Source organism: Rothia sp. HMSC058E10 (assembly GCF_001809415.1).
In the GTDB taxonomy this organism is placed as follows: Bacteria; Actinomycetota; Actinomycetes; order Actinomycetales; family Micrococcaceae; genus Rothia; species Rothia dentocariosa.
In genome coordinates this window covers 59138-71745 of sequence record NZ_KV797619.1, presented here as the reverse complement: position 1 = coordinate 71745, position 12608 = coordinate 59138, and the positions used below count along the sequence as shown (strand labels likewise).

Here is a 12608-nt window from a genome sequence, read left to right as displayed (position 1 = left end):
AAATGTTGTACCGTCTATTAAACCGGTAATAGCTCACAAGACATCATGCAATAAAAATAACCCCTCCTACAGCCGAACCGTAGGTAGGGGTTACCTTCTCGAAAATTCGAGATTATGCTAGGCGTGAGTAGTACTCAACAACCAGCTGCTCATCGCAGACCACAGGGATCTCTTCGCGCTTGGGGGCTCGTTCGAGCTTAGCGTGCAGCTTCTCGATTTCGACGTTCAGGTATGCCGGAACCTCAGGCAGAACTGCCTGGTTCTCGCCCGCAGCTGCGACCTGGAAAGGAGTGGTCTTCTCAGACTTCGGGTGAACGTGAATCAGCTGACCGGGCTTGACGCGGAACGAAGGACGATCCACGCGCACACCGTCAACCATAATGTGACGGTGTACAACCATCTGACGAGCCTGTGCAATGGTGCGAGCAAAGCCCGAACGCAGAACCAGAGCGTCAAGACGGGTCTCAAGGTGCTCAACCAGGTTCTTACCGGTCTGACCCTCGACACGCTTTGCTTCAAGGTATGCGCGGCGCATCTGTGCCTCACGAATGTTGTACTGAGCGCGCAGACGCTGCTTTTCCTTCAGCTGGGTAGCGTAGTTAGAATCAGCCTTCTTGCGGGCACGACCATGCTGACCGGGGCCATAAGGACGGCGCTCAAGGTACTTTTCTGCCTTCGGGGTCAGTGCGATGCCCAAAGCACGGGACTGACGCACGGTACGGCGGGTGCGGTTATTTTTAGCCACAATTACCTTTCATAGTGCAGAACCCTCATGTATTCACGCTAAGGGCTCTTATCTTTTTGGAGCTGGCCTCCTCGGTTTACCCGCACCGGGTGGTGGGGCGGAGAGTTTGGGGCAGAGTACCCCAGCACTACGTCAGCGTTATTCCTAAACCAAAACACAATATACTGCGCTATATAGTAGATATAACGAGACTGCCAGACCCATCAAGTCTACCGTGGTTCGCATTCAGAATCTAGCTGAGTACCGCACAAATTTTGTGTTCTCAACCATGCGCAAGAACACATTATGACACTCCCTCAAAACTTTATGACAGAAGTTCCTTTACCGAATCTTTACCATGTCATAGAATAAAGGCAGTACACCGGATGTGCGACCGACTTCCGGGCTCATAAGGGTCTGGTGCGCATTCGGAGTTTATCTATCACATCTCACTCTAGCGGTATACACCACGGCCGAGGTGGTGCATACCGCTTTTCTGTTCGGTTAGCTATCGGCTCGATTCAGAATTTCTCGGATACGCTCGCGCCGTTCAGCCAGGGTTCGTTCAAATCCGTATGGCGTCGGCTCGTAGTAGACCTTATCCCGCAAGGTATCCGGCAAATACTGTTGAGCCGCTACATGCCCCGGCTCATCGTGCGCATAAATATATCCGTCGCCGTGTCCCAAATTGGCGGCGGCCGCATAGTGGGCGTCTCGAAGATGAGCTGGAACCTGCCCCGAAAGCCCAGATCGTACATCCGCTATTGCCTTATTAATAGCCACATATGCCGCATTTGATTTGGGCGCTAAGGCACAGTAGATCACCGCCTGCGACAGAATAATACGCGCCTCTGGCATGCCGACCAACGCCACCGACTGGGCGGCGGCGGTCGCTACTTGAAGCGCCTGCGGATCGGCAAGACCGATATCTTCACTCGCCGCAATCATAATGCGCCGCGCCACAAAGCGTGGGTCTTCGCCGCCTTCGAGCATGCGCGCTAGATAGTGGACGGCGGCATCAGCATCGGAACCGCGTATGGATTTGATGAAGGCGCTAATCACGTCGTAGTGCTGATCGCCGCCTTTATCGTAGCGAACGGCAGCACGGTCAACGGCTTCCTGGGCATGGGCCAGAGTAATGCGCACGGGTTCTCTAGGGTTTACCTCTCCCCCAGATTCCGCGTTCTCGTCCGGGGATTCGACCTGTTCATGCTCGCTGAAGGCTATGGCGGCGGCCGCTTCTAAAGAAGTCAGCGAGCGGCGTGCATCGCCACCGGAGACTGCGGCAAGGTGGGCACGAGCATCTTCATCAATCACAGCAGCACCCTTGAACCCGCGGGGGTCTTCGAGCGCTCGGTTAATTAAAGACTCAATATCGGCTGGCTCCAAAGAATGCACTCGAAGCAAAAGTGAACGTGAAAGAAGAGGCGAAATCACGCTGAACGAGGGGTTTTCCGTCGTTGCCGCCACAAGAATAACCCAGCGGTTTTCGACTCCGGGCAGCAGCGCATCTTGTTGAGCCTTTGTAAACCGGTGAATCTCGTCAAGAAAAAGCACTGTTGTGGTGCCGTACATGTCACGGTCTAAAAGTGCTTGGTCCATAACGGCGCGAACGTCTTTAACTCCGGCGGTGATAGCGGAAAGTTCGACGAATTTACGCCCCGGCGCACGTGCGATGACATGCGCCAATGTGGTTTTCCCGGTGCCGGGAGGGCCGTACAAAATAACAGACGAAGGTCCTGCTGGTCCAGACTTATCGGCACCGGCAAGCACACGAAGTGGAGACCCTGGGGTCAGCAGATGGGCTTGTCCAAAAACTTCATCGACGTGACGCGGGCGCATACGTACTGCCAAGGGCGCTTGGGATGCGGTACGTGAAGACGGTGCGGACGTAAATTTTACGCGATCTTCGTCGTCTGGAAGGTCAAGGTCAAAAAGCGAATCTGCCATGTTTCAACTCTACCGTGCGTACATGCGGTATCTAGAGGGTTTCGCTATCGAGAATGAGGGTTACCGGCCCGTCATTAACGAGTTCAACCTGCATATCGGCGCCGAAAACTCCTGTTTCAACACGGAGCCCGATAGCGCGGAGCTTCTGGACAAAAGCCTCAAAAATCGGCTCGCTGACAGCGCCCGGAGCCGCTTTCGACCACGACGGGCGCCTGCCTTTTTTCGCATCTCCGTAGAGCGTGAATTGACTAACGGCGAGAACGGGCGCATCAACCTCAAGCGCGGATTTTTCGCCATCAAAAAGGCGCAGGTTAGCGGTCTTATCCGCCATTTTCGCCAGTTGGGCCTCGCCGTCCTCATGGGTAATACCGACGAGTACAAGATACCCGGTTTCTTCAATCGCCCCAACGATTTTATTCTCCACACGCACGGATGCGCGGCTTACACGCTGCAAAATAACTCGCATGGGTATGCTCTGCCTTTCGATGTTTATAAGACGTTCAGATACTTCCGCGAAGCTGTACCGCTTGCAGAAATTTCTCTGCTTCACGGGGTGTTCGGAATTCGATATATCGTTTGTCAGGGTGTTTCCTACGTGCTTCGGCTATAAGAGGCGCATATTTAGGGTAGCTGCTCCAGGTGTAGCGAATCATATTTTCGGGGTCGGTAAAAACGCTCCACAGAGGCGGCTCAGTATTTCCGGCCCAAAGTTCTTCACGAGTCACTGCTCGGTGCAGGGTTCTTCGAATAACCCGCTGCTCAACAAACCATCTCGGATAATGCAGGTAAATGACGGTATCAGCACGCTCTAGAAGACGCTCACGTACCTGCGAATACTGCCATTCTGTAATCCACGAATCCTGCGCCGCGAGCTCATCCACCTCTGCTTCAAAACTGGGGCGGGGCGTCCAGTTCTCGCCCCAGTGCAAAGAATCCATTTCGGTATGCGGTATGCCTAAAATCGCACCAAGTCTTCCGGCAAATGTGGTTTTGCCGCTGCCACTGGCGCCTGTCATGAGGATGCGCATAGGTTCATGCCTTTCGTACGGGGACTCTTTCCAGAATAGCTAACCCATACACGAATGCGCGCCGAAACGACGAAAGCGGGCTGCATATACACCTTGGTGTATCTACAGCCCGCTTTCCTCTCAGCGCTCACACGCAGGAATTTTCAAGTAAGAACTACTTCTCGTCTTCATCCTTCTTCTTCGGCTTGAAATCAACGCCTGCTTCCTTGCGCTGCTGCGGCGTGATCGGCGCGGGTGCGGCAGTCAGCGGGTCATAGCCGTTACCGGTCTTCGGGAAGGCAATAACCTCGCGAATTGAATCTACCCTCGCAAGAAGCGAGATAATGCGATCCCATCCGAATGCGATACCGCCCATCGGAGGTGCGCCGTACTTGAAGGCGTCCAGCAAGAAGCCGAACTTCTCCTGTGCTTCTTCCTCGCCAATTCCCATGACCGCAAAAACACGTTCCTGCACGTCACGGCGGTGGATACGGATAGAACCGCCACCGATCTCGTTACCATTGCAGACAATATCGTAGGCGTATGCCAGCGCCGAACCGGGGTCCTTGTCGAAGGTATCCAAAAACTCGGGTTTTGGCGCCGTAAAGGCGTGGTGCACGGCAGTCCATGCTGAGTGCCCCAGCGCGACATCTCCTGACTCGGTGGCCTCTGCGGCAGACTCGAAGAGAGGCGCATCTACTACCCACAGGAACGACCACTCGCCGTCCTTGATAAGGCCGGTACGGTGGCCGATCTCAACACGGGCAGCGCCTAGCAGAGCACGCGCCTGTTTAGCTTCACCGGCGGCGAAGAAGATGCAGTCCCCGGGGTTGGCACCGGTTGCTGCAGCAAGACCTGCACGTTCCTCATCGGTGATGTTCTTCGCAACAGGACCAGTCAGTTCGCCGTCTTCCTGCACGAGTACATAGGCCAGACCTTTCGCACCGCGCTGCTTTGCCCATTCCTGCCATGCATCCAGGGTGCGGCGCGGCTGAGAAGCACCGCCAGGCATCACCACGGCACCCACGTAGGGAGCCTTAAACACACGGAAAGTGGTGTTGGCAAAGTAATCGGTAAGTTCGGTCAACTCAAGACCAAAACGCAGATCTGGCTTGTCGGTACCGTATTTCTCCATCGCTTCGGTATAGGTCATACGGCGAATAGGACGGGGAATATGCACATCAATCAGGTTCCAGACAGCCTCGACAATGCGTTCGCCTAGGTCAATAATGTCATCCTGATCTACGAAGGATGCCTCAATATCGAGCTGAGTGAACTCAGGCTGACGGTCCGCGCGGAAGTCCTCATCGCGGTAGCATCGGGCAATCTGGTAGTACTTTTCAATGCCGCCCACCTGCAGGAGCTGTTTAAACAGCTGAGGTGACTGCGGCAACGCATACCAAGAACCAGGTGCCAAACGCGCAGGAACCAGGAAGTCACGGGCACCTTCGGGCGTTGATCGGGTAAGAGTGGGGGTTTCAATCTCTAGATAACCGTCATCAGCAAGCAGGTTGCGTGCCGCGCGGTTAGCGTCGGAACGCAGGCGCATGATGCGAGCGGGTTCGGGGCGGCGAAGATCGAGGTAACGGTAGCGCAGACGCGCCTCTTCACCAACCTCAACATGCTCGTCAATCTGGAATGGAAGCGGTGCCGCAGTATTGAGAACCTCGACCGCAGAAACTTCAACCTCAATTTCACCGGTTGCAAGATTCGGGTTTTCATTTCCCTCAGGGCGCTTGGTCACCTGACCGGTTACACGCAGAACGTATTCATTGCGTAGGTGTTCAAAATCATCTTCGTTATGGAACACGCACTGGGTAACGCCCGCGCGATCACGCAAATCGACGAAAGCTACGCCGCCGTGGTCACGACGACGAGCTACCCAGCCGGTGAGGGTTACGGTTTCTCCGATGTTGGCGGCGGTGAGCTCGCCATTGGTATGGGTGCGAAGCACTGCATTCCTTTCATTGCAGGCACCTCACGACTATAGACAGTAGCCGGGTGCATGCGCTTGATTTTTAAGATACGCACACTGCGTGCGCATTGTCCCATTGTAATGCCGCCACTCACTATAGTGTGGCGACACCCTCAATATTTTATGAGCTGATGCTCTCGGCAGGCACTACACGCACGTTCAGGTCTTCTTCTGGCGGCATCCAGCTCGCGGGGTCCGCAGCAACTTGTTCCCCCGAACGGATATCCTTGACCTCGTGCGCCAGCTTGCCGTCATCCTCCGTCGAAATAAACCATACGAAGGGAATACCGCGTTTTTCAGCATATTTGATTTGCTTACCGAATTTGGCTGCATTCGCCGAAACTTCACAGGCGATACCACGCGACCGGAGTGCATCAGCAACATCGTTAGCGGCAGACCAGCCTTCATCATTAGTGAGGGCGATAAATACCGCAGAGGGAACCTTACGGGTAGCCTGCGCAAACCCCTGCGAGAGGATGCGCGCCACCAAGCGGGTTACCCCAATTGACAGCCCGACTCCGGGATAGGTTTTCTTCCCGTTCGAGGCCAGCGACTCGTACCGACCGCCCGAGCAAATCGACCCCAAAGATTCATGTCCCACAAGCACAGTCTCATAGACAGTACCGGTGTAATAATCCAGCCCGCGTGCGATAGATAGATCGGCAAGAACTTTTCCGGGAGCGCGGCGGGCAGCCTCATCGATAACTTCGGCAAGCTCTGTAACACCTCGATCAAGAAGTTCATGCCCAACCTTGTACCGCTCAGCGAGTTCACGGACCTGAGCCGCAAAAGATGAATCCTCGGTACGAATCTGCGCAAGCTCTAGGGCTGCCTGAGCCTGCTCTTCAGAGGCGCCAACCTCACGCTGAAGTTCCTGCGCCACCGCATCCGCGCCAATTTTTTCAAGTTTGTCAATGGAACGCAGCACCGCGGCTGTATCGGTAAGTCCCAGCCCAAGATAAAAGCCCTCAGCAAGCTTGCGGTTGTTCACCCGAAGTTTGAAATCGGGAATAGGAAGTTTTGAGAGTGCATCCACGACAACGAGAGCGAGGGTCACGTCATAGCGGAAAGGCAGTTCACCATCACCCACAACATCAATATCAGCCTGGGTAAACTCACGTGCACGCCCTTCTTGTGGGCGCTCGCCGCGCCAAACTTTCTGAATCTGGTAGCGAGAGAATGGGAAATTCAGATACCCGGCGTTTTCAACGACGTACCGCGCGAAAGGCACGGTCAGATCGAAATGCAGAGCAAGTTTTTCTTTAGCTTTAGTGGCGTTATCATCCAGCAGGCGGGAGACCGAGTAAACTTCCTTATCAATATCACCCTTGCGAAGAAGCTGCTCAATAGTCTCAACCGAACGGGTCTCAATCGAAGAAAAACCGTGAAGCTCGAAGGTCTTACGCAGAGTGTCAAGAACATGGTTCTCAACAAGTCGTTCAGCTGGTAAATACTCCGGAAAACCAGACAGCGATGCCTTACGAGCCATATGCTTCTCTCCTTGAAATCGTGGTATCAGATGTGCGCCATATTATGTGACGCGCACAGCCTTTTAATCATAGCAAGGATGCGCCCACAGCGAACCGCAAAACTTCGCGCCTATTCTGGCGCGTCACATGCCGCTATAGGATGTATAAACTGTATACACCCGCTATGCTGTATAGATGCGCTATATGTTTCGACCTATAGCCATGAGACGTTTCCCCGGCATGACATAGAGCCTATTCTTCCGATTGGTTTTTCATGCCCCTAGTGAATGAGAGTTATAGCGGTGACTATTAAATCCGACGACACCCAGGTAAACCTTGAGCAGGCACGTAAGTTTGGTCGTGTATCCGATGACGGTCATGTTTTTGTGATTGTTGAGGGTGAAGAGTACGCCGTAGGGCAGTTGCCCGGTGCCTCCGAAGAAGAAGCTCTGGCATATTTCGCCCGCAAGTTCGAGAACGTTGAGGCACAGGTCTCTCTGCTCGAATCGCGTGTCGAGAATAATTCCCCGGCGGCAGATCTGCAAAAGGGTATCACCTCCATCGGTGCGCAAATTGGTGTGCGCAATATGGTGGGCGATTACGCAAGCTTGCAGGAGCGCCTGTCCGCATTGAACGAACGCATTATTAAGCTGGGCGAGGCTCAGCAGCAGGAACGTGCCGAGAACCGTGAACGTGCTCTGGCGGCGCGCGAAGAGATCGTTGCTGAGGCTGAGCAGATTGCGGCTCAGGATGTTGAGAAAATCCATTGGAAGAATTCTCACGCCCGTATGAACGAACTCTTCGATGCGTGGAAACAAGCCCAGCGTGAAATTCATTTGGCGAAATCAGTTGAAGACGAGCTGTGGAAACGATTCCGCGCCGCCCGCACCACCTTCGACCGCAACCGTCGGGCGCATTTCTCGCAGCTTGACGACCGTAACGCCCGCATCAAACGCGCGAAGGAAGAGCTGATCGCTCGCGCTGAACAGCTGTCTTCTTCAACCGATTGGTCTGAGACCTCACGTGAATACGGCAAGTTGATGCGTGCTTGGAAGGAAGTTCCGCGCGGTTCTCGCCGTGAGGACGATAAACTGTGGGCGCGTTTCCGTGCCGCTCAGGATGTCTTCTTTGATGCCCGCAACGCCGCCGAAGCACAACAGGACGAAGCATATGCCGAGAATCTCAAGGTTAAAGAGGCTCTGCTAGTTGAAGCTCGCGCCCTGTTGCCGGTAACCGACATTTCTGCCGCTAAAAAGGCTTTTGAGAAGATCCTTGATCGTTGGGATGCAGCCGGTCGAGTTCCGCGCGCAGATTTGCGCCGTATAGATTCTGAACTTCGTAAGATTCAGGATGAAATCAACGGTGCAGAAGCCGCTAAATGGAAGAAGAACGATCCCGCTAAGGCAGCCCGCGCAAACTCGCTGCTCACCCAGATCCAGGATTCGCTCGCCGAGCTTGAGTCTGAGCTACAGGCAGCACAGGCCTCCGGCGATGCTAAGAAGATCGCCAAGGCGCAGGAGGCTTTGGAGGCGCGCCGCGCCTGGGCGGCAACCCTTGAAGGTTTCAACGCCTAAAGCTTGTTCCTTCCTTTCTTACGAAGGTACAAAAATTCCGGGGTGTTCCCAATCGGGAGACCCCGGAATTTTTGTGTTTATCTGCCAAGCTATGCCCTGCTTACACGCTTTACACACTCTGAGCAGATATTTTCACGCACCTACTGTAAGACTATGCAGCCGCTGGCTTGGCACCGGTGAGACGATACGCCTTATAGACGCCCGCAACGTTGCGCACAACGTTCAAGACATGCTCCAGCATAAACCTGTCCCCTAGCTCAACCGCAAACCGGTCGATGACAGTACGATCCTCAGAGGTGTGCACGCGCGCATCCAGAATACTTACTCCGGCCTCTGAAATAGCTCGGATGAGGTCGCTGAGCAGACCCTTACGGTCCAGACCCTCCACCTGAATCTGCACGCGGTACATGGCATCAGGTGAGGAAGCCCACTCCACCGTGGTAATACGGGGTTCCTCATCAGCATTACGCATATTGGGGCAGTCGCGCCTATGTACTGAAATACCGTTATACCGAGTCACCATGCCAATAATGTCATCGGGCGGAACCGGTGTGCAGCATCGCGCAATCTTCGTCAGCACGCCCTCAGCACCTGGAACGACCACGCCGTTATCGCTGACAGCACGGTGAGTCTGCTTAAGCAGGGTCTCATCAAAGTCGCTAACCTCAACCTCAGATTCTTCAATCTGGTCGCCATTATAGAGCTCGACAAGAGAGTCAATCACCTGCTTTGGCGATATTTCGTTCTCACCAATTGCTCGGTACAGCGTTGCAACGTCATTCTTGTGCAGCTGTTGAGCTACCTGCGTCATGAGCTCTGGGCTCATCATCTTCTGCAGCGGCAGCTCATTATTGCGCATGCTCTTAGTGAGAGCTTCACGCCCGCGATCCAGCGCCTCAAGACGGCGTTCTTTTGCGAAATGCTGACGAATCTTTGTTCGCGCTCGCGATGAACGCACGAATTTGAGCCAGTCCTCGCTGGGGCCAGCGTCCTCATTTTTGGTGGTCGTAATTTCGACTGTTGAACCCGTAGGCAGCACTGTATGAAGTGGCACTAGGCGCCCATTCACCTTAGCGCCAACGGTACGATCCCCCACTTCAGAGTGAATAGCATAAGCGAAATCCACAGGAGTTGACCCGGCGGGAAGAGCAATTGCTTCACCGTCGGGGGTGAGCACCACGATTTCATCGGTATCGAGAGTTTCTGCCAAAGACTCATAGAATTTATCTGACTCAGGGTTGGAATTGGAGATTTCGGCAATAGACTGCAAAATCCCCACATTCATGGCAGAGGTATGCGCCCCCGGCTCGTGTTTCTGCTGGGTTATTTTCTCACCCCGCGAAGCCGCTTTATATCGCCAGTGCGCGGCAACACCGTATTCCGCTTCCTCATGCATCTTATAGGTGCGGATTTGAATTTCCAACGGTAAATTACCCGGCCCATAAACCGTCAAATGTAATGATTGATAATTGTTATTTTTAGGATTCTTAATATAATCTTTGAAACGCCCCGGCATAGCAGGCCAGAGTGAAAGTATATGCCCTAAAACGGTGTAACATTGTTCATCCGTTTCGACCATAATGCGCACCGCGAGAATATCGTTAATCTCGTCAAAACTACGCCCTTTGGTTTTCATTTTTTGATGAATGGAATAGTAATGCTTCGGGCGGCCCGTCACCGTAGCCTCAAGCCCCACCGAGTCTAAACGCTCTGTAATCTTGCTGCGTGATTCATCAAGAAATTTTTCAAGTTTAGGGGTACGCTCCCCCACCATACGCACAATTTCGGCATATATTTCGGGGCTCATCGCGGCAAATGACAGGTCCTCAAGCTCCCACTTGATGGTGTTGAGTCCCAAGCGATGGGCCAGCGGAGCATAAATTTTAAGAGTTTCTTCAGCTTTCCGCGCCGCCGACCCTGCAGCTACAAAACGCCAAGTACGTGCATTGTGCAGACGATCGGCAAGTTTGATAAGAAGCACGCGAATATCTTTACTCATCGATAGCACGAGTTTGCGAATAGTCTCGATGGATGCGTGCTCGCCATAGGTCATTTTGTCGAGCTTTGTCACACCATCAACAAGGTAAGCAACCTCTTCGCCGAACTCCTCTGTGAGCTCTTCCATGGTGTATTCGGTGTCTTCGACTGTGTCATGCAGAAGCCCCGCTGCCAAGACAGGACCGGTCGCGCCCATTTCAGCAAGAATCGCGGTCACGGCAACGGGGTGGGTAATATACGGATCGCCACTTTTACGCTTTTGACCTTCGTGATATTTATTCGCTATTTCAAAGGCACGCTGCAGAACTTGAATATCTTCATCGGGGTGATATTTCCGCACGGCGCGTACAACAGGCGCTAAAAGCGGTGAGAAACGTACGGATGCGCTTTCATTGGCTCCCCCAGATGTTGAAAGCATGCGGCGACCAAAAACCAAACGGTTAGGCACACGTCCGGATGCCGCCATCACACGGTGAGAGCCACGCACAATTTTCTTAGGCGGCTGCGTCTGCATGCCGCCTTCGTTATCGGGGATTACGGGAGATCCTGCTGCGCTCATCTTTCTGCCTTCTTCCTCGTGCCCTCCACGTATTGAGAATCATCGTCGACCCACGCATCACCATAAAACCTGCGATATCACGATATCTTGAGTGAGACTCTCATGTGTTTATTTATCCTACTCACTGTTGTGCAAATGCGGCAAACTCATGTAGTGAAACTTTCAAGATTTATTGTAGGTGTTACATAAACCATAGGGGGCGCTCTTGTGAGAACGCCCCCTATGATTATTCACTTATATGCCCCAGTCAAGTTATTGGTCTGCGTTTATAACGTTGACTTCAAAACTCGGTTTACGGCGTTTACGCAGTTTATCATCGTCATCCTCAGATGCGGCATCCGCCTCTGCCTGACCACTCGCGCGGTATTCCTCAACCTTACGTGTGTGGGCGAGAATCTTCCGCTCGCCCAAACGTAGGGTTCCATAAAGCGGCGCCGATACGAAGAGTGTACCGACCATGCCGACCAGAATACCGACGAACAATGACAGTGAGAGATCTTGCAGAGTACCGGCGCCCAGCATAAACGCGCCGATAAAGAGGATCGAACCCACCGGAAGAACACCAACAATAGCGGTGTTAATTGAACGCACTAGCGTCTGGTTCACCGCAAGGTTAATGTCTTCCGCAAATGTCCTGTCTTTACGGGAGAAAGCATCCTCGGTGTTCTCACGGATCTTATCGAAAACCACCACCGAGTCGTACAGTGAGTAGCTCAAGATCGTCAAAAAACCGATGATCGCACTCGGGGTAATCTCGAATCCGAGAGCCGCGTAAATTCCTACCGTAACAACTACGGTAAAAAGCAACCCGGCTATAGAGGCCAGCGACATCTTCCACGTGCGGAAATAGAACGCCATGCCGATCAGTGCAAGGATCACGAACACTATCAACCCGAAGAATGCCTGGCGAGTTACATCTTCGCCCCAGGTAGGACCAACGTAAGAAGAGGTTACGTCGTTCTCGCTCACACCATAAGCATCTTGCAGAGCTTTCTTAACACTGAGGGTTTCGTTATCAGAGAGCTTGCTCATTTGAGCTCGGATAGTTCCGGGGGCAATATTTGTAACACGCACATCCGATGCCGAGGGTGCATGCTCTTTCACGGCGTTTTCGCCCTCAGATACCTCAGTGTGGGTGGTTCGAGATACCACAAATTCCGAGCCGCCACGGAAATCAATACCCAGGTTAAATCCACCGCTTACAAGCGGTATGGCAACAGATACCACCATCAACAGAACCGCAAGTAAGAGCCAGAGGCGGCGCTTGCCGATGAAAGGATAAGACCGAGCACCCGAGTGCAAGTCATTACCGAAGCGCGCAAAAACATTAGGCTTAACTTCAGCAGCCATGA

At 53.4% G+C, this 12608-nt stretch carries 9 protein-coding genes; 1 reads left to right on the top strand and 8 read right to left on the bottom strand.

Features of this window, described 5'->3' with window-relative positions:
* Positions 1 to 112 precede the first annotated feature (112 nt).
* The 6 genes from rpsD to hisS form a co-directional block, all read right to left on the bottom strand.
* Positions 113 to 745 carry a 30S ribosomal protein S4 gene (gene rpsD / locus HMPREF2609_RS03270; RefSeq protein WP_004004741.1) on the bottom strand — a complete coding sequence of 211 codons (633 nt, stop codon included), beginning with the start codon at positions 743 to 745 and terminating at the stop codon, positions 113 to 115.
* Between the two features lie 483 nt (positions 746 to 1228).
* Positions 1229 to 2674: a replication-associated recombination protein A gene (locus HMPREF2609_RS03265; protein WP_070535038.1), complete on the bottom strand. Its 1446-nt coding sequence runs from the start codon at positions 2672 to 2674 to the stop codon at positions 1229 to 1231.
* A gap of 31 nt (positions 2675 to 2705) precedes the next feature.
* The gene (gene dtd / locus HMPREF2609_RS03260) at positions 2706 to 3140 is read right to left on the bottom strand and encodes a D-aminoacyl-tRNA deacylase (protein ID WP_070535036.1); all 435 of its coding nucleotides are present in this window, start codon (positions 3138 to 3140) and stop codon (positions 2706 to 2708) included.
* 34 nt (positions 3141 to 3174) lie between these two features.
* A complete protein-coding gene (locus HMPREF2609_RS03255; RefSeq protein ID WP_246825553.1) occupies positions 3175 to 3690 on the bottom strand; it encodes a P-loop NTPase family protein in 516 nt (171 codons plus the stop codon).
* Between the two features lie 166 nt (positions 3691 to 3856).
* Entirely contained in the window at positions 3857 to 5635 is a 1779-nt protein-coding gene (aspS, locus tag HMPREF2609_RS03250) for an aspartate--tRNA ligase (protein ID WP_070450368.1), read from the bottom strand.
* A gap of 142 nt (positions 5636 to 5777) precedes the next feature.
* Complete coding sequence (gene hisS, locus HMPREF2609_RS03245; RefSeq protein ID WP_070535032.1) at positions 5778 to 7145, bottom strand: histidine--tRNA ligase; 1368 nt, start codon at positions 7143 to 7145, stop codon at positions 5778 to 5780.
* Between the two features lie 282 nt (positions 7146 to 7427).
* Between hisS and HMPREF2609_RS03240 the strand changes: the two genes are divergently transcribed.
* The gene (locus HMPREF2609_RS03240; protein WP_238382381.1) at positions 7428 to 8699 is read left to right on the top strand and encodes a DUF349 domain-containing protein; all 1272 of its coding nucleotides are present in this window, start codon (positions 7428 to 7430) and stop codon (positions 8697 to 8699) included.
* Between the two features lie 151 nt (positions 8700 to 8850).
* Here the strand turns inward: HMPREF2609_RS03240 and HMPREF2609_RS03235 are convergent, their stop codons facing one another.
* On the bottom strand, positions 8851 to 11256 hold the full coding sequence (locus HMPREF2609_RS03235) for a RelA/SpoT family protein (RefSeq protein ID WP_013399135.1): 2406 nt from the start codon (positions 11254 to 11256) through the stop codon (positions 8851 to 8853).
* 252 nt (positions 11257 to 11508) lie between these two features.
* Complete coding sequence (secF, locus tag HMPREF2609_RS03230) at positions 11509 to 12606, bottom strand: protein translocase subunit SecF (protein ID WP_070535030.1); 1098 nt, start codon at positions 12604 to 12606, stop codon at positions 11509 to 11511.
* Positions 12607 to 12608 lie beyond the last annotated feature (2 nt).